This window comes from Desulfovibrio piger (assembly GCF_012843875.1).
GTDB lineage: Bacteria > Desulfobacterota > Desulfovibrionia > Desulfovibrionales > Desulfovibrionaceae > Desulfovibrio.
In genome coordinates this window covers 36,541-53,571 of the sequence record NZ_JABAFY010000016.1, presented here as the reverse complement: position 1 = coordinate 53,571, position 17,031 = coordinate 36,541, and the positions used below count along the sequence as shown (strand labels likewise).

Genomic DNA, 17,031 nt, shown 5'->3' with positions numbered 1-17,031 from the left:
GGCGTCTTGTGCGGGATTACGAGCGACGCCTTGATGTGTCTGAGTCCATGATTCAAATAGCCATGGCAAGCATACTGTTGAAACGTTTCATTATTGATAAATGAGTTTCCAAACACGCTCTTATGTTGACGGCTATTTTGGCATTGGAAGCGGAAGTTATACCAAGCACACCACCATGTTTGATCTTTCTCGTGTAGTGCCAACAGGAAATGAAAACAGGCCGGTGAATATGGCGGTGCGCTACCTGGTGCGTGCCCGGCCATGAGAAGGCTTGCCAAAGGGGGGAGAGGGATTTATATAAAAAGGGAACCCCGGCTCCTGCTGGCAGGCAGAAACCGGGGCTGGCACGGCGCGGTTCGCGCCCCCGTGCACGGCTACCACCGACGGACTATCTTTTACGACCCCGACCCACCGCATATGGGCCGGGGTCAACTGCTATCTGACGGCGGACGCCAGCAGCAGGACAAGGGCCATTGCGACGAATAGAGCGAAAACGATCTTCCGCATGGCAAGCCCTCCTTTTCCGTTTGCGCCGTGCCGACGCTCAGGCCAGAGGGGAGCCGTGCAAAACGGGTATATCTTATCCTCCTATCTTGCTCAAGGATTCTCTGTTTGATGAACGGCCATGAGCTACCCGGAACTGTTTGCGCTCATGGGCGGGCAGGTGCCTGATTTGAGAGGGCTTTTTTTGTGTGGCCACGGCTCCCATACGTCAACGCATTATGGCACCGTGACACACAAGAGTGCGGAACTTGGTCAGGTTCAGGGGGATGCGATCCGGGAGATATGGGGGAGCTTTCCTGAACTGATCGCACCTGGTTGGGGAACAAGCACCCAAGGGGCCATGTACTATGGCAGCCCTTGGGCTTCCGGTGTGCATCGTTCCGAAGGCTCGGACTGGAGTAAACGGGGAGCCAATTTCTACGCTTCGCGTGTTACTCCGGTCGATGGTGAAATTCGTCCAGTGAATCAGGCTGTACGCTACCTGATACGGGCGCGTTAAGGGATAGCCCTGATGAGATAGCGGACGGCCTGGTTATCGGGGCGTACCTCATTGGCCACGGGAACTCCACCGGCAGAAAGATCAAGGCCATAATTGGTGCTGCTCCAATTGTTGTCCCATGTTCCCCGGATAACTGTGACCTTGTGGCTTCCTACAGGCTTAAAAATGCCACTCCCGCTCAGATAACCGCCAAACCCTACACTAATACTGCCTGACGCGGAAATATCCCGCATGGCGTGCCCCTGCTGTTCTCCCAGTCCTGCGGAATTTCCGCCGTGCCCTCGGAGGAACAGCCCCCTCAGATCGGGCACTTGTCCGCCTACCAGCGCAAACAGTTCCGGAAAAACTGTCTTCGATATACTTTGTCCATTACATTCCAGCCAGTTATAAGAGCCGTCAGAATTTTGCCAATCAGCCGGATTCTGTGCAACCGGCCAAGAGATAATCGTACCGACAGGGATGGAACTGGTGCCTTTTGCGATGACCGCAACGGTTGTCGGATTAAACGTCGTGGAGTCCGCCCCACAGACTGGACGGATCGGAATGAGCAGGCAGAGGGTGAAGACCAAAAACACAAAAAATTTTTGCATTGGAGGCTCCATATGAGGGGGGCGGTGCCCCCCTCGGATTGAACTACGGCTGACCAAAAAGCTGTTTGGTAACGGCCACGACCTGGTCAAGCAGGTAGAGCTTTTCCAGCAGGCCAGCATCCGGGTTGTCATCTTCAGGCTCGGAACTGGACGAGGCCGGACACTTGATAGCAGAAATCCGCAGGCTGTCGCTTTCCAAGGAAAACGTCCATTCTGCCGCATCGTCTGCTTTCGTCATGCCGACTTTCAGCTTGGAGATGCCGAAACCTTTTTCCAGTCCGGCATCCACGGCAGCCCGGTCATTCTTGGCAGTAATCGTCACCTGCTCATTGTCGGCATCCAGGCCAGAGAGCGTGATGACTCCCGCTTCTGCCAGCTCATACCTGTCTCCATTCACATCGGCTGTCAGACCTTCAGCATAGAGCGTATGCAGGCACGCTCCCATGTTTTCCACGGGCTGTAATTCTGCCACCTCGATGCCAAAAGAAGATTTGAAGTAGTCCTTAAACTTTTCCAGTATCCCTTTGGACTTCGTCGCCACATACAAAGTGCCATTAGCCAGGTTCAGGGCGACATCCACCGTGGAGGGCACGGGTTCTGCCTTGGCCAGAAGTTTCAGACGGATCGCTTCCTTCAGCTCTTTTTTCCGTGTCCGGGGAACACCATCAATGCCCTGGGCGGAGTATTTTGCCAGCTCGTCTTTCAGTGCTTCAGCAAGATGCTTCTTCACGACCTGAGCAGGCACAGACCGTTTATCCATGCGGAACGCCCAGCAAAGCCATTCGCCTTTGTCTGGAGGGGAAACCTGCCAAGCCGTATCCATCGGATCATCAATGTTTACCCAGCCAAAGGCCAGTTCTTCCGTTTTGGCATCGTCAATGGAGCGGAAAGCAAATTGCTTGAGCTTGGCAGCGGTGACGGCCTTGGTGTCAGAAAAGTGGAAACAAGAAAGGTCTGTGGACGAGGATTTCAAGCCTGCCATACTTACTCCTTAATTCTTGGGAGGATTTTCAACATCAGGGGTTCCATCATCTTTGGCCCAGAACCTGACTTTACATTTCGGGAAACCAGAACATCCGAACCAGACCCCCCCGGACTTGGTAGGTCTGACCACCAGGGGCTTGCCACACTTGGGGCATTTGAAGTCCGTTTCTTCAGAACGTGTCTTCTCCTTCTCCTGCTTCGCGCCGGGACGGCCATGCTCATCAGCAAACGTAGTCCCGCAGGCCTTGCACCCCCAGAAATTCCAGCCTTTTTCTTTGGAACGGATATGTCTGAAATGTTCGCGGTCGCCACATTCAGGGCATGGGATGGTGTGGTCACAAACGAATTTATCCAGCTCTTTCATGAGCTGGGTATGAAAGTCTCTGACGCAGTCCACATAGGTCAGCTTACCGCTGGCCACGTCATCCAGACGCTCTTCCATGTGCTTGGTAAAATCCAAATCCAGGAAGCCGAATGCCCCGACCAGGGCGTCCACAAGTTTTTCACCGCGCGGCGTGGGTACGAGGAAACTTTTTTCCTCCCGGACATAGGATCGTGCAACGATGGTTTCCATGATGGCAGCATATGTTGCAGGACGGCCTATGCCGCGCTTTTCCATCTCCCGGATCAACGAGGCCTCAGAGAACCTGGAGGCAGGCTTGGTCTTTTTGGTCTTAACGTCGCCTCGAACTGCTGTTGCCTGGCATCCGGGCTTGAGAGAGGGGACAGCGTTATCGGGTTCGGCCTCTTCGGCATCACTGAGCGACGCATCCTGTGCCATCACCATTTTCCAGCCCTGTTCTTTGAGTGTCCGTCCCTTGGCCTCAAATATGGCTGTTTTGCCTTCCACACTACCGGCCAGTCTGGCCACACGCACATCAAACACGGCATCGGCTAACTGGCTGGCCAGCGCACGAATGCGGATCAGGCGATATAACGCCTTTTCGTCCGGCGTTTCTCCGGCATCTTCCACCTCGATATGGGTAGGGCGTATGGCTTCATGGGCTTCCTGTGCTCCTGCTTTGCTTTTCCAGGTACGAGGCTTTTCCGGCAGTGGCCATCCTTGAGCGTCACAGTACGCCCGGATTTCAGCAATAGCGCTATCGCTCAGATTAGGGCTGTCTGTGCGCATGTAGGTAATCTGCCCGGCTTCATAGAGCTTTTGCGCCAAATCCATAGTCTTTTTGGGCTTGAACTTGAGCGCGTTGCTGGCCGCCTGCTGCAACGAGGAAGTCGTGAAAGGAGCCGGGGGAGCGGTGCGGCGTTCATTTTCGTCGCACGCAAGAATTTCCAACGTGCGCAGGGCAGCTATTTTTTCCGCAGTATTTTTGTCCAGGAAGTACTCCTGCCCATCTTCCAGCCACCCCTCTTTGGGCAGCCAAGAGGCTTTCCAACCGTCAGAAATATTCGCTACAGCCTCAAACACCAGTTCGACTCCATAGTGCGTGGTGGAGACGAATGAGCGGATGGATCGCTCACGTTCGACAACAAGTCGAACTGCCGGACTTTGCACGCGGCCTGCGGACATCTTTTCTTCAGCAACAGCCATACACAGCGGCCCAGACACTTTATAGCCGCACAGGCGATCGAGCGCACGACGAGCCTCTTGAGCATGGACGAGGTTCATATCTATCTCACGCGGGCTACTCAGTCCTGCCTGGACATCCTGCGGCGTGATGGCCGTGTAGGTCACACGTTTATAGGATTTGATCCCCAGCGCGTCTTTGAGGTGCCAGGAAATGGCTTCTCCCTCCCTGTCGGGGTCAGATGCCAGGAACACCTCGTCAGCATCCTGAATCAAGCCGGCGAGCTTCTTTAGGACGTCCGGCTTGGTTGGTGTATAGCGCAGTTCAAAGTTCGGCGGCTCCAAGCCATAGCCTTGATTCGGCAGGTCACGCACATGGCCGCAACTGGCGGCAACACGCCATTCAGCGCCAAGAATATTTTGCAATTTCTTAATCTTGCCAGGGCTTTCAACAATCAGAAGTCTCATCGAGTAAGCTCCTTTTCCTGCTCGATCTTTCGCCCTAATCCCAGCTGATGCCGGACAGCTTCAAGTCCGCGTGCTTTATGCAGGTCATTGAAATCCGTCAGGCCTTGCGATTTTTCTTTTTCGGTGAACAGGGGCGTTTTGACAGAGCCATTGACCTTCTGAGCAGCCATTTTGGCTTTTTCCAGGCCGACATTATACGGCTTGCCCTCTCTCTGTATGGAGTGGTCATTGTCTGCGCAGATGGTAATTGCCGCATTAGGGTATTTGGCGCGGATCGCTTCAGCTACAGGCAGCAGATTGCCGGAGTCAAAAGCGACAGCCACGGCTTTTCCCGTGGCCATATGCAGGGATGCCCCCGTGGCATACCCTTCGCACAGGAGGATTTCTCCCTGGGATAAGTCCTTCTCATCGGCACCGATCAGATGGAAATTCCCTTTTTTTTCCATACCTCTTGCAAATGTTTTCTGGCCATCCGGGGCAATGGCCTGGAAGCCGCGCAACTGGCCCTCTGCATTTTTGAGCGGCACAATGAGGTTGCCCTGGTCTTCCTTGAGGCCAAAGGCCGATACTCCCTTCCTTTCCAGGTAGGGAGAGGAGGACGCCCAGGAAAAACTGTCCCACATGGCTTGGCATCGCTGTGCGGCAGCCTCATGCGCCTTGGCACGCTCCTGCTCCTGAGCCTGAAGTCGTGCCGTTCGTTCCTGGCGCTGTTTTTCAATTTCAGCAGGAGACAGAATCACCCCAGACGCAACCAGCTTCACCCTGTCTCCCGTGACATGATTCTGTGCCCAGCCCGCAGGCCGTCCATCTCCATGCAAGCAGTAGCTCCCATCCAGACCATGCCCTTGCTTTGACAGAAGGGGAACTCGATGGATTTGTCCGTCCATCTCTGGGAGCTGTCCCTTCAAATCAAGGCCAAGGTCAGCCAGCTTCCGAGCAAACTCCTCTTGCGGCGAGAGGGTATCCATGTCCCGGCATCTTTCAGGATTCGGCAGGAACCGCTGTAGCGGCTCAAGATCAGTCCCCTCCGGGGCATACCACTGCTTTTGGCGGGCATCCCAGCGGGCACCCAGCGCCTTGGCCACGTTTTTATCCTTGTAGGGGACGTGAAGATATGTCTTCTCTTGGCTTGTTTTGGAGGCAAACTCCATGCTTGGCTTGTTTTCAGGAGCGGACAGGTACTGCCGCAGCGGCGCGAGGTCAGTCCCCTCCGGGGCATACCACTGTTTTTGACGAGCATCCCAGCGGGCACCCAGCGCCTTAGCCTGTTCTTTGTCCTGGTACGGTATATGGAGGTAGGTTCTTTCCTGCGCAGCTTGTACAGGCGGAGGGGCCATATCCATTGTTTCGGGAGCCTCATCCATAGCGTGCTCAACGGATTTTTCTTTTTGCATTTCCATACTCAGAACAAAGTCATGGATGCGTTCAGCGTCACGGCAGGCGCGCATTATTTCCAGAGGATCGTCCTTCAGTGCGGCGATCCATGATTTTACGTATGCGGCGTGCTGTCCGGGATCATGCCCGACACCAATGTCTTGCCCGACCATCCAGGAGGAAATCTCTGCACGCAGCTCTTCTTTGGCGTAGGTGGAGGAGCCGAAGGGACCGAACTCCCGATTCAGGCGATCAGGGTGCCCTGTCCAGTGCCCCAGCTCATGCAATGCCGTTGCATAATACTGGTCGGCTTGTGCGAAGCGGGTTTTGGGAGGCAGGTGGATTTCATCACTCGACGGGCGATAGAATGCCCGGTCACGCTGATCGTGCCTGATGATAGCGCCGGAATTGGCCAGAACAGCTTCAGCCTTCTCTTGGGGATTCCAGGCAAAGGCCTTCTCTTGCTCCGGGATCGGAGGGAAGTTTTCCACCTGTGCCGCGTTAAAAACGCGAGCCATGCGAAGAATGGGCCGTGCCAGTTCTACCGTCTCACGAACGGGTGTACCGTCATCTCCCAGGACAGGCTGTCCATTTTCGTCCATTTTGTCCTGCTCGCGGGTGAACTGGTAGTAGACGACAGGCGTGGAGCGACTGCCCTGTTTGATGCGGTAGCCAGCATCATTGGCCTGCTTCAGCGTCATCCAGCGTGGATCAGCATAGCCCTGCATGGCAAGATGCAAGCGGTTGACCCCACGATAAACTGTCCCGGACAGAGGATTGCGAGGAGCCATGTTTTGGGCGGGCGTCCAAGGCTTTTGCCACGGCGCGGTTCCCTCTTCCAACATCTTGATGATTTTCTCCGCGAACTCCTCATGGAAAGGAATCCGATCCTTTTTATTTGTGGCCATCATCCCCTCCCTGCGCCGCAAGCAGGGCGTCGTCCATCACTGCTTCCAGTGTCAGAGCATCTTCCGTAAACGCGCCCATCCCTTCAGCCAGATCAGGGTCAAGAGCCACGCCAAACCCCTGTTCAGCCTGGTTGAAAGCATCGGCAGCCGCTGCGACCTGTTCAGTTTTATCCATAGTTCACTCCTTTATGGTAAAAACGGGCTTGACTTTGACCACGTCGGCCAAGGGCACCAGCCCGAAGAATCGGCTGTCAAAGCTGCCGGGATGATCGGACAACGCCAAGCACATGCCGTCAGGAATCATCCCGGATTCCAGAGAGCTGCCAGGCAAGAGGCGGCCTGCGGAATCTTCATGCCGGGCAGCGGGCCAGCGGCTCGATCCAGAGCCTGTGCTGAGATGTATGGCGTCAGGCTCTACCGTTATGGCATCTCCGGGCATCCCCACCACTTGCTTCAGCAATGGGCGCAGACCGGAGGGACATGAGCCAGGAGCAAGGTAGCCACGTTCTTTGGCCAGCAGTGTCCAGACAGGCGATTTCAGACAGAAGGCGATGAAATCCCCACGTTCTGGAGTCCCAGAAACGATGCGGTAAATGCCTTTTGGCAACGACGGTGTTGGGTTGAACCGGAAGCCAGCACAATACAGGAGCAGCATTCCAACGAGGCATATCAAAATTGCCTTCATGGCCGATCTTCCAGGAAACTCTCGAACGTCACAGGTGCCGCTATGTCCTGCTCTTTCGGCTCGATAGGAAGGGGAACCTCACGAGGGAAATAGAGAGAGTCGGTCATCCCGGCAGGTGAGTTTTCCGAAATTCCCGGCGCAGGGATTTTAGCGCGCTGCGAAAAGACCAAATCCTTAAAGTACAGAATCTGCATTCCATATATTGGAAATTGGCCAGCGGTAAAAATGAGCATATGTCCGGGCTTGGTAATCTTTCCGCTGCTGTCCTTCTCCGCTCCAGGGAGGCGGGAACACTCGTCAGGTGTCAGCAAGGGCCTGGCTGTCTCTGCGATATTGATGGATCGGGAACGCCCGCTCTTGCTGATGGAGACAGAGTCCTTTTTTTCCACAACGGTTGTTTTGCCGGTCATTTTCGACAGAAGTTCCGCTGTCTCCGCGTCATTCGGCGCATAGGCTATGCGAACATGACAGTTAGCCATCAAGGCATTGTCTTTTCCGTAGACTCCATTGAGCTGCTTGGTGTCTTGCACGATCAGATAGAGCTTGCCGCCATAACCGGCGATGTACGCAATGGCTTTCTCCAAAATCGGCACCTTGCCCAAGCTCGTCAGCTCGTCCAGCATGAACAGGAGCCGGTGTTTGTATCCAGCGACGCTGGCACCATCCTTGAACTCCATGCTGGAACAGACACGGCGCACGATCATATCAAGCATAAGCCGCATCAGGGGACGCACCCGATCTATGCCGTCTGGAGGTGTCACAAGATACAAGTCCAGAGGCGTCTCGTGGTTCATGAGGTCATGGATATGAAAATCCGAGCGGGCTGTGTTGATATTGATGATGGGGTCCCGATAAATGGCCATATTGACCAGCGCCGACGACAGGACGCCGGAGGCTTCATTCTCCGCCTTTGCGGCCATTTCGCGGGCCGAGCTGGCTATGAAAATATGACAGGCCTCACCAACACGGGCGTCCGCGTCCGGAGCGAACTCCCGAAACAGCATCGCGTGATCCATGACCATCATCTCATCCAGCAGTTCCGCTGTTGTACGGTCAGGATCAGACATCATCAGCGTCAATTCCTGAAGAGACGGCATGCGCCCTTGCCGAGAGCGCACAACCACGCAGCAATGCAGGATCAAGCCTGAAAAAAAGGCGAAGGCTGCCTTTGTCCAGTGGTCTTCCAGGCCTTTACCGTCAGGATCGACCAGCATAAGGGCCAGATTCTGAACATCCTGGACAGCTTCCAGCGAAGTCAGACGGATTTCATCCAGCGGGTTGAAAGCGCAGCCGAAGCCGGACGAATCCGCCGGAGCAAAACGCAGAACTTTATGCCCCTGGGATTTGCGCCAGCCGGAAGTGAGCGCCCAATTCTCCCCCTTAATGTCCAAGGTCAGGGTGGAGCCTGGCCAGGACAGAAGCGTCGGCAGGATCAGGCCCACCCCCTTGCCTGAGCGTGTAGGAGCAAAACACAGGATATGCTCTGGGCCGTTATGTCGAAGATAGCGTAATATGTTCTTTTTTGTATCGAACCATCCACCGACATACACACCTTGTCCGCCGAGGTAGCCCATACGCGCGATTTCTGCTTTTCGTGCCCAGCGGGCCGATCCGTGCAGTTCCTGGTTTCCTTTGAGACGCCTGGCTGCGACGACACATAACAGGGCAAGGAACAGCGGCAGCAGGAAGAATGCCTGTCCAAGTACAAGGGCATTATCCATGACGGGTTGGGAGATGCCTTCCCATGTAAAAACACGCCACGGGGCATAGACTGGAACACCTAACACCGAAAACCAGGGCTGCCCCAGCATGGGATGGAAGCCGTAATCAGACGCGATTTTCAGCGTTGCCATCTCCATGCCCAGCAGGGCCAAGAGCGGTATTGCCGCCATAAATGCCCATAAGACAGTATGCTTGCGGTTGGCCTCGGTTGTCTGAAGGCCATATTCTTGCTGCTGCGCCATTTCCCTCTCCTCAGTGCCGCCAGCGCGTGTAGGGTTCCCTGAAGATTACGTCCTTCGTGACCACGATATTGAACTGGTAGCCTGGCCTGATCTCCAACGTGGGCTTGATGCTCAGGTTACGCTGAAGGAGCGTCGTCGTTGTCTGACCAAGCTGCTGCGCCAGAGAGGCCGTCATCTCATCAGTCATGCGTGTCCCGTTGTCCGTCTCCGTGCTGTCATTGGCCCCGTCCAGAGCGTAGGCCATGCCCCCAGAGACCAGCGACATCATAAGAGCCGATCCGAAAATCCGGGCGTAATGGTTGTCCACATCGTCATTGAAGCCTGCCATACCGGCCATATCAGCACCTGGCATTGCGCCAAGGGAAATCGACGATCCATCGGGGAAAATGAGTCTGTTCCAGGCAATCAGGACACGCTGCTGGCCATATACGACACGGGAGTCATAAATGCCGTACAGACGAGCGCCCTGTGGAATAAGCAAGTTCAGGCCCGTCGCCGTGTCATAGACGTTCTGGGCTACCTGCGCGATCATGTTGCCAGGCAGATCGGAATTGATACCCGTCAGCATCACACCTGGGATTACGGCCCCGGTCTTCAGCTCCAGGGGCATCCCCTCAGTGCGCTGCTCAGGAAGCTGCCAGGACGTATCCTTGCGGGCACGGTCGAAAAAGGCCTCTTTGTCACGATCAGCGGCAGGGTTGTAGTAGCCATCCGCACCGGCAGACGCCGCAGAAGAAACGACATCCGATCCCGTGGTGGAGGCTGTGCCCGGAGCCGTTGATGCCGTGACTACGGTGCTTCCTCCGCTGGATACCCGCTTGGCGACCAGAGGAGCAGTCAGAGCATTCATGTACGATTGTGCCCTGACCCGCCTGATATTTTCGATTTGCTGATCCGGCTTGGCCTCCCTTTGGACAACAACGATAGGCTCCGGCTTGGCGGGTTCCGGGGGCACCATTACGCCGCTTGTCCTGTCTTTTTTGGGATCAAGTGCAAGCCCGCTTCCTTCGACAAGCCAGACAGGCTTGTCCTCTTCGCCGACTGTCGCCGCTTTTTGTGGCCCTTCCTTTTTTTGAGGGTCATGGGCAAAATTGACGCTGTATATCAGTGCAGCCAATAAGAGGATCAGCACGATCAGTAGTGCGTATAACGGCCAGCGCCCCATCCTGGCCACGACAGGTTCAGGGGACATGACAAGTCCGTTGGGGGATTCATCCTTCATGCTAGCTCTTCCTGATGATCCGAATCTCTTCTTTGCCTGATCCTACGCCCAGCAACAGCGTCAGTTCGTCAAAGATGCCGTCAACGACCAGCTTTTTCCCATCCGCACGGTAGTTGACCAGGACATTTTCTCCTTTTCTGCGCGCCAGCAGTACGGGCAGTTCCGTGCTTTTGCGCGGCAGATGAATGTAGATTTTTTCCCCGTCGTCAAAGACACGTTCCGGCTTCCAGGAGGCCTTCCCCCGGACTTCAAAGTTAAAGTTCAGCTTGGAAATATCGACGCTTTTCCCATCCAGCATGGCGGTATTGCGAGAGGTTTCCCGTTCCTGCGCAGCTTTCTTGGCTGCTATCTGCTGTTTCATGGAGTCTGCGTAGACAAACCCCACATAAGGCGTGTGCCCTGTGCGTTGAGAGACAAGGCGAAGATGGTAGACTCGGCGATCCGTCGTGACCACCGCCGTGGTTTCCAGACCAGCGTCCACCGGTTTGATGAACAAATGTGTCGTTTCTCCTGCGGAGCCTGTTTCAACCATCCAGCGGGCGGAATCTCCCACGATGACTTCATTGACTTTTTCCCCCGCCTGCAACTCCACATCACAGACCTGCATGGGGCTGGCCAAAATTGTCGGCAACGATGCACCATGCACATAGACCAGCTTCCCGGAATGAGAGAGAACCGGTGCGGGGCCACGCCCGGCCCAGGCACGAGTCAGGTTGAGCGCTTTCTTCTCCCGTTGAGTAAGGGGCACGGTGTCATTGCTGAGAAAATCAGGCAGATTCAAAAAGTCAGGAGGCAATTGCGGGGCAGCTTCCTGGGAAGCCGCCATTGCAGCCGTAGGGGCAAGAACCAAAAAAAGCACCAAGGCAAGATATTTCATGGGAGAACTCCTATTGGATGGCAGAAGACGGGGCAGGCCCAAAGTTTTTAAAGACGCGGCTTGCGGAGAGACCTGTGATATACATGCCGCCCGGATTCCGCAGCAGGACGGCCTCTGAGGTCGGCGGTGAAATCTGAATGCTGACCGTGGCTTCATAGGTGTGCTGCTCAAGCACTACACCTGCATGAGAACGGATGGTTTCTGTCCACTCCACACGGTAGGAGTCCGAGCTGACAGGCAGGGGCAGACTTTGAATTTCGACATGCACCAACTTCCCGGACTTGGCGATTTCATAGGGGTTATTCGTTGCAAACCATTCCTTCAGTACCCCTTTGGCACTGCCAGCCACAAAGTAGCTGAGCCTCTGGATCATGTGCTTTTGCAGCTCAATGTCTGCGGTAACAGTGCGCCAGTCGGAGATGCAGGCTGCGATTTCAGCCTGAATCAAGCGTAATGGCGTTGCGCTGGCCTGATCTGCACGCGCGACAACAGCCGATTTGCCAAGCTTATCCACTTCGACGATGTACGGAATCGCTTTGACCTGGCAGGCTTGGATTACGTTGCCGGTGATAGAGCCTGCCAGGAGAACCAGGGCGATGATGGTTGTCAGTCGCCACTGCGCAGCGCGGCTGATGTACGAGCCATAGCGTTCCAGCCACTCTTGGCGGGCATTGAGATACGGATTTTTCTCATCCCCAGAAGGAGCTGTTTCTGCCTTTTCTTTTTTCTTAAAAAACATGTGAAATCCCCTAGTTAGTCATTACGCAATCTCTGGGCTTCAAGTCTCTGGCGAAGCGAAGAAGACACTGTATTGTTGCGCGAATCCTTGTTGTGCATAGACTCCCGCGTGGCATTCCACAGGTTACTGGCCGTCCCCTTCATGATCCCCCGGATACCCTGCGCACCTTCAGATTTTGCGACTTGCGCTGCCCTGCCGATATTGGCCATGCCAGCACCGGCAGCAATGCTCAATCCGGCAAGCCCTGCCCCCATAGCCGTAACCGTTGACGTGAGAGCATTACCGGTACTGACGTGCGACCCTTGGATGATGCCTGCGACGACGTCAGGCAGCGTTTTGACGAGACAGTAAAAGATGATGCAAAACGAGATCGTGACCCCAATCTGGCCCCAATTCATGTCCTCTGCCATTTGTAGCTGTGTAATAAAGTTAATACCGACGCCCATAACAAGTTGCATGACCATCAGCTTGAAAGCCACGGCAAAAACATAGCGCAATGCATTGACAGCATATTCACGCAAAAAAGATGTTGCACCGAGTCCAATTAAAATAGATGATGCACACATAGCTACAATGCACTCACACTTGATTAAAATTATTTGCAGTGATATTAACGCAAAGCAGATTAGTATAGACATTCCAGCCAATATATATACAAGAGAGTCAATTGGGTCACCAAAGCCACATTTATCAAAAAGATACGATGCTAATTCTAATCCGACTGTAAATGGTTTATCAGAGGCATCAATAATAACTGTTGCCTCGCCAGCAATTGATTTTAGGCCGTTTATTATATTCCATGTCCATGTGTGGTAATTATTGATAACAGCTAGGAAAAATCCTGCGGCTAAGATAACAAGACAAAAATTTTTGATTGTATCCTTTAAATCAGAAGCTCCCAGAGCCATCCTTATGCCAAGCCATGCTATTTCAAATACTGCGCACCAATAAAAAAGGAGCTTTGCATATTTGAGCATAACTGTTTCATATTTAGATAATTGGTCATGAAATTTTGTTACTATATCCGATACAATCGTATCGCCTGAAGTGGCGGCGTTGCTAATTTTAGGAATACTGATAAATAAAAAAAGGAGAAAAAAGATGAAAAAATATTTTTCTATCCTCTTTGCACTTTTGTTTTCCATATTTATCGCAAGCCCCTCTTTTGCATATGATATATGTGGATGGTGGAAAGCTGAAGGAAAACGTATTCCGAACACGCCTGATCTTTTAAAAATAACTGACAACAAATTTCATGGTTTTACTTATAAATCGACAGAAGATGACAGAAAAATAAGTCTATATTTAAATAGGTCTAAAAAACCGACAGAAATAAAGATTATAAGCAAAGATGATATAATGATTACAAATATTCGTGGCCAATCTGGTAATTATAAATTAATTACACGAGATACGACATTAACGAGAGAACAGGTTACAGGTCTTTTAAAAATTAAAAAGGATCAGGTCGAGAAGTAGTTCCAATTTTACCAACACCTTCCAGCATATATCTATGTAGCTCTTGGCGCATTTGCTCTTCCTTTTCTATCTTTTGACGGCTCGCCAAATCCGATTGAATCTTGGTTGCAAGAAGTTCGCGGAGCTGGCGAGCCTCTTGTATCTGAAGGGCTGCGAGCTGGTTTCCCGCCATGAGGGCCTTTTGCTGACCATCCGGGGTAGACAGGAGTTCATTGATATATGCTTCCAGCTCCCCTGATTCTTCCAGGTCTTTGAGCTGTTTCCCTGAAAGCTGGAAGGTCGCCTTTGTGGAATCATCCACACGACGGCTCCAGTTATCCCAGCTCGTGTGATAGGTCGTCATACCGCCCTGGAGCATATTGCGCGGCATTCTGGCCAAGTCCTTCAACTCAGATTGTGCGCTGTACAGTTCATCAAAGACATTGCCCAAGCCGACAACATCATTTCTCATGGTGCTCAGGGCACCCGTGATCTTTCCAAACTTGGACATCTCGGCTGATATTTTTCGGATCATCTCTTTGGGGAGAGCCACGGTGTTTTGAACCATATTTGTATATTGCTCTATGTTTTGTTGCACCATTTGCAACTGTGCTGCTGTTTGCTGGATAGCTTCATCATATTCTTTAACAAGTGTTTTTAACTGCTCAAGGCTCGTTGCCTTTTCGATAGCTTGCATAAACTTGTCACTGCAATTTGTGCAGTACACAGTTCCTGATATCGTCTGAACGGGAACCAACAGCAAAGCGGTGATGATAATAAGAGAAGTCTTCATAAGTTACTCAAAACTATATAGCATGGCGTTCTTTCAGCCATACATTAGGCCAATCACGGCCATGAATTTCTTTTAGGGATTTGATACGAGCAATGCTCTCTTTGTCGGATGCGCCGACAAAGGCTAATGCGACCGGCCCCAGACCGAGCTGGAAAAGGCGACGGCCAGCAGGACTGACCATGTAGTAATCCTGCTTTGCTGTGGCATGGGCCAAGATGCTGATTTGTCGATCATTGAGTCCGCAGGCTTTGTAAAAGCCGTAGGTTTCATCGTTTCGGGCTTCCCGATTCGGCAAATAAATCTTGGTAGGACACGACTCCAGGAGGACATCCATGATACCCGACTGCCGGGCGTCGGAAAGGCTTTGTGTGGCCAAGATGACCCCACAGTTGGCCTTACGGAGAACTTTCAGCCACTCCCGTATCTTGGAGCGAAAAACAGGGTGCCCCAGCATGATCCAGGCTTCATCTAGAATGAGAAGGGCAGGCTTACCGTCCAACGCTTTCTCGATCCGGTGGAAAATGTAGATCAGGACAGGGATCAGGTTGCGATCTCCCTTTTTCATCAGCTCTTCCATTTCAAAGACCGTGAACGTGGACTCACGCAGATTGTCCGTCCGGGCGTCCAGAAGCATCCCCATCGCCCCCCGCTGTGTGTAGTAGGCCAGCGCCTCGCGGAGAGATTGCTCCTGAACGGTATCCATGAAATGCGACAGGGTGCGCATGTGCTCCGGCTGTGTCGCCAGTCCCGTCATGGCGTCATGTATCGCTGCCCGATGGGAAGGCAGGACAGTCATCCCCTGGAGTTCCAGGAGTGTTTCTATCCAGTTTTCTGCCCAAGCCATCTCTGTCGGGCTTTCATCTATGCGCTGGAGAGGCGTGAAGCAGAGACTGTTTTCTGCTGCGATCTCATAGTGATCTCCTCCCGTAGCTTCGCAAAGCGGCAGGAGGGAGTTGCCTTTGTCGAAGGCAAAAATGCGGCGATGCGCATAGCGCAGGAATTGCGTGGCAATCGTGGCCAGCAGCGTGGATTTGCCGGAACCTGTGGGGCCGAAAATCACAGTATGCGCCAGATCGCCGTCATGGAGATTGAACCAGAACGGCGTGGAACCGTCAGTCAGAAAGACGGCCAGCGGCGGCGAATCCGGCGGATAAAGCGGGCACGGGCACGTCGGCGTCCCCGTCCAAACCGATTGCAGCGGCAGCAAATCGGCCAGGTTGAGTGTGGTTATGAGGGGACGGCGGATATTTGCGTATCCGTTGCCCGGCAGACTGCCCAGCCAGGCTTCCAGGGCATTCATGGACTCTATGCGGCAGCCAAAGCCCTGCGTCTGGATCAGACGGCGCAACTCGCGCGCCTTGTCCTGAAGGCCATTCACATCTTCGTCCATAATGATGATCGTGGACGACAGGTAGCCCGCTCCCACATAGCCGGACTGTACCTCGGTTTTGGCCGTCTCCGCATCTTCGCGCATAAGCAGCGCATCACGATTTACTTTCGCGTTGGGATTGTTGAAAAATTGATCCATGAATCCCAGCACGCGCTGGTTCCAGCCCTTGACGAAGCTGGTGATCTCCTTTTCCGCGTCATACTGGTCAAGGCAGATAAACCGTGTGGAATAGCGCAGCTCGAACGGCAGACTGTCCAGAGCTGCGAACATGGCAGGCCAGGACTCTTGCGGAAGGCCATCAATGGAAAGAATGGCCAGATGTTTTTTCTCAAGCCCGTCTTCAAGGCGCGGGATCAGACCGCCGACAAGGTGCCGACTGCCCAGCAGGGCATCAAGGTACATGGGCACCGTGGGCACACGCATAGGCTGAAGCACACCGGAGATGCAGAACTGCAAGTGAGCCAGCAAGTCTGAATGCAAAAAGGTGTCGTTTGAGGCATCATACAGCTCGTATTCCTGAAGCCGGTGCATCTCCAACACCGAAGCGCAGGCATCCTCAAATTCCATCAAGGAATCCTTGAATGTCTTGAGTCCCTTCTCCAAGGCAGACATCGTTTCCACGCCAACCTTGGCCGCGCCAGCCATTTTGGCGACATTGTAGTTGGGCAGATAGGTGACGGTCAGAAACGTCGAAGTGCTGTAGCAAACATCCTGCCCAAAAAATGCACGGCGCTCATCCTCTATGGCCTGGGAGACAGGATCAGGAAAGTGTGAGCGATCCGCATCCGGGTAAGCGCGCTGCGTTGTCCGGCAGGCATCGACGTGGATCATCCAGCCTGTTCCCAGACGCAGGACGGCGTTACTGACCTGCTCGGACACATAGGACAGTTCGGCAGGGGTAGAGCTGGCAGTATCCTCTCCCCGGATTTCCCATGCTGCCAGGAACGAGCCATCTTTTTGGAGTATGATCCCAGGCTCTATGAGCGCGGCATAGGTCAGCAGATCGGGAAGCCCTTTGGCTTTTGAACGAAAGTCTTGCAGATTCAGCATA

15 protein-coding genes are annotated in these 17,031 nt (G+C 53.6%); 2 read left to right on the top strand and 13 right to left on the bottom strand.

The features are described from left to right. Nucleotides 1–625 precede the first annotated feature (625 nt). Nucleotides 626–1,003: a hypothetical protein gene (locus HF854_RS06030; protein WP_168935484.1), complete on the top strand. Its 378-nt coding sequence runs from the start codon at nt 626–628 to the stop codon at nt 1,001–1,003. Here the strand turns inward: HF854_RS06030 and HF854_RS06025 are convergent. Genes HF854_RS06025 through trbL form a run of 11 tightly spaced genes read right to left on the bottom strand, consistent with a single transcriptional unit; the run spans nt 1,000 to nt 13,484 of the window. Next, nucleotides 1,000–1,593 carry a phage tail protein gene (locus tag HF854_RS06025; RefSeq protein ID WP_168935483.1) on the bottom strand — a complete coding sequence of 198 codons (594 nt, stop codon included), beginning with the start codon at nt 1,591–1,593 and terminating at the stop codon, nt 1,000–1,002. The genes HF854_RS06030 and HF854_RS06025 overlap by 4 nt on opposite strands. A gap of 43 nt (nt 1,594–1,636) precedes the next feature. After that, nucleotides 1,637–2,575: a recombination-associated protein RdgC gene (rdgC, locus tag HF854_RS06020; protein ID WP_168935482.1), complete on the bottom strand. Its 939-nt coding sequence runs from the start codon at nt 2,573–2,575 to the stop codon at nt 1,637–1,639. 9 nt (nt 2,576–2,584) lie between these two features. Continuing rightward, nucleotides 2,585–4,570 carry a type I DNA topoisomerase gene (topA, locus tag HF854_RS06015; RefSeq protein ID WP_168935481.1) on the bottom strand — a complete coding sequence of 662 codons (1,986 nt, stop codon included), beginning with the start codon at nt 4,568–4,570 and terminating at the stop codon, nt 2,585–2,587. After that, nucleotides 4,567–6,855: a zincin-like metallopeptidase domain-containing protein gene (locus tag HF854_RS06010; RefSeq protein WP_168935480.1), complete on the bottom strand. Its 2,289-nt coding sequence runs from the start codon at nt 6,853–6,855 to the stop codon at nt 4,567–4,569. Before HF854_RS06010 ends, topA begins: the two co-directional genes overlap by 4 nt. Then, nucleotides 6,839–7,027 carry a hypothetical protein gene (locus HF854_RS06005; RefSeq protein ID WP_168935438.1) on the bottom strand — a complete coding sequence of 63 codons (189 nt, stop codon included), beginning with the start codon at nt 7,025–7,027 and terminating at the stop codon, nt 6,839–6,841. The genes HF854_RS06010 and HF854_RS06005 overlap by 17 nt, the downstream gene beginning before the upstream one ends. A gap of 3 nt (nt 7,028–7,030) precedes the next feature. Continuing rightward, complete coding sequence (gene traF / locus HF854_RS06000; protein ID WP_205906047.1) at nt 7,031–7,537, bottom strand: conjugative transfer signal peptidase TraF; 507 nt, start codon at nt 7,535–7,537, stop codon at nt 7,031–7,033. Then, on the bottom strand, nt 7,534–9,501 hold the full coding sequence (locus HF854_RS05995; protein WP_168935479.1) for a type IV secretory system conjugative DNA transfer family protein: 1,968 nt from the start codon (nt 9,499–9,501) through the stop codon (nt 7,534–7,536). Before HF854_RS05995 ends, traF begins: the two co-directional genes overlap by 4 nt. A 10-nt stretch (nt 9,502–9,511) precedes the next feature. Continuing rightward, nucleotides 9,512–10,723 (bottom strand): TrbI/VirB10 family protein, encoded by a 1,212-nt coding sequence (locus HF854_RS05990; RefSeq protein ID WP_240937672.1) that lies wholly within the window; start codon nt 10,721–10,723, stop codon nt 9,512–9,514. 1 nt (nt 10,724) lies between these two features. Beyond that, complete coding sequence (gene trbG, locus HF854_RS05985) at nt 10,725–11,600, bottom strand: P-type conjugative transfer protein TrbG (RefSeq protein ID WP_168935478.1); 876 nt, start codon at nt 11,598–11,600, stop codon at nt 10,725–10,727. Between the two features lie 10 nt (nt 11,601–11,610). Next, the gene (locus HF854_RS05980) at nt 11,611–12,339 is read right to left on the bottom strand and encodes a VirB8 family type IV secretion system protein (protein ID WP_168935477.1); all 729 of its coding nucleotides are present in this window, start codon (nt 12,337–12,339) and stop codon (nt 11,611–11,613) included. A 14-nt stretch (nt 12,340–12,353) separates the two neighbouring features. Then, nucleotides 12,354–13,484, bottom strand: coding sequence for a P-type conjugative transfer protein TrbL (gene trbL / locus HF854_RS05975; protein ID WP_168935476.1), 1,131 nt, complete (start codon nt 13,482–13,484; stop codon nt 12,354–12,356). Between trbL and HF854_RS05970 the strand changes: the two genes are divergently transcribed. Continuing rightward, nucleotides 13,441–13,818, top strand: coding sequence for a hypothetical protein (locus tag HF854_RS05970; RefSeq protein ID WP_168935475.1), 378 nt, complete (start codon nt 13,441–13,443; stop codon nt 13,816–13,818). The genes trbL and HF854_RS05970 overlap by 44 nt on opposite strands. Here HF854_RS05970 and trbJ read toward each other — a convergent pair. Further along, entirely contained in the window at nt 13,793–14,590 is a 798-nt protein-coding gene (gene trbJ, locus HF854_RS05965; protein WP_168935474.1) for a P-type conjugative transfer protein TrbJ, read from the bottom strand. The two genes, HF854_RS05970 and trbJ, sit on opposite strands and share 26 nt — an antisense overlap. A gap of 13 nt (nt 14,591–14,603) precedes the next feature. Beyond that, nucleotides 14,604–17,030 carry a VirB4 family type IV secretion/conjugal transfer ATPase gene (locus HF854_RS05960; protein ID WP_168935473.1) on the bottom strand — a complete coding sequence of 809 codons (2,427 nt, stop codon included), beginning with the start codon at nt 17,028–17,030 and terminating at the stop codon, nt 14,604–14,606. Nucleotide 17,031: the final 1 nt, after the last annotated feature.

Coding starts and splice junctions, on each gene's coding strand:
- HF854_RS06030 (WP_168935484.1), top strand. CDS start 626: ATGAGCTACCCGGAACTGTTTGCGCTCATGGGCGGGCAGGTGCCTGAT.
- HF854_RS06025 (WP_168935483.1), bottom strand. CDS start 1,593: ATGCAAAAATTTTTTGTGTTTTTGGTCTTCACCCTCTGCCTGCTCATT.
- rdgC (WP_168935482.1), bottom strand. CDS start 2,575: ATGGCAGGCTTGAAATCCTCGTCCACAGACCTTTCTTGTTTCCACTTT.
- topA (WP_168935481.1), bottom strand. CDS start 4,570: ATGAGACTTCTGATTGTTGAAAGCCCTGGCAAGATTAAGAAATTGCAA.
- HF854_RS06010 (WP_168935480.1), bottom strand. CDS start 6,855: ATGATGGCCACAAATAAAAAGGATCGGATTCCTTTCCATGAGGAGTTC.
- HF854_RS06005 (WP_168935438.1), bottom strand. CDS start 7,027: ATGGATAAAACTGAACAGGTCGCAGCGGCTGCCGATGCTTTCAACCAG.
- traF (WP_205906047.1), bottom strand. CDS start 7,537: ATGAAGGCAATTTTGATATGCCTCGTTGGAATGCTGCTCCTGTATTGT.
- HF854_RS05995 (WP_168935479.1), bottom strand. CDS start 9,501: ATGGCGCAGCAGCAAGAATATGGCCTTCAGACAACCGAGGCCAACCGC.
- HF854_RS05990 (WP_240937672.1), bottom strand. CDS start 10,723: ATGAAGGATGAATCCCCCAACGGACTTGTCATGTCCCCTGAACCTGTC.
- trbG (WP_168935478.1), bottom strand. CDS start 11,600: ATGAAATATCTTGCCTTGGTGCTTTTTTTGGTTCTTGCCCCTACGGCT.
- HF854_RS05980 (WP_168935477.1), bottom strand. CDS start 12,339: ATGTTTTTTAAGAAAAAAGAAAAGGCAGAAACAGCTCCTTCTGGGGAT.
- HF854_RS05970 (WP_168935475.1), top strand. CDS start 13,441: ATGAAAAAATATTTTTCTATCCTCTTTGCACTTTTGTTTTCCATATTT.
- trbL (WP_168935476.1), bottom strand. CDS start 13,484: ATGGAAAACAAAAGTGCAAAGAGGATAGAAAAATATTTTTTCATCTTT.
- trbJ (WP_168935474.1), bottom strand. CDS start 14,590: ATGAAGACTTCTCTTATTATCATCACCGCTTTGCTGTTGGTTCCCGTT.
- HF854_RS05960 (WP_168935473.1), bottom strand. CDS start 17,030: ATGCTGAATCTGCAAGACTTTCGTTCAAAAGCCAAAGGGCTTCCCGAT.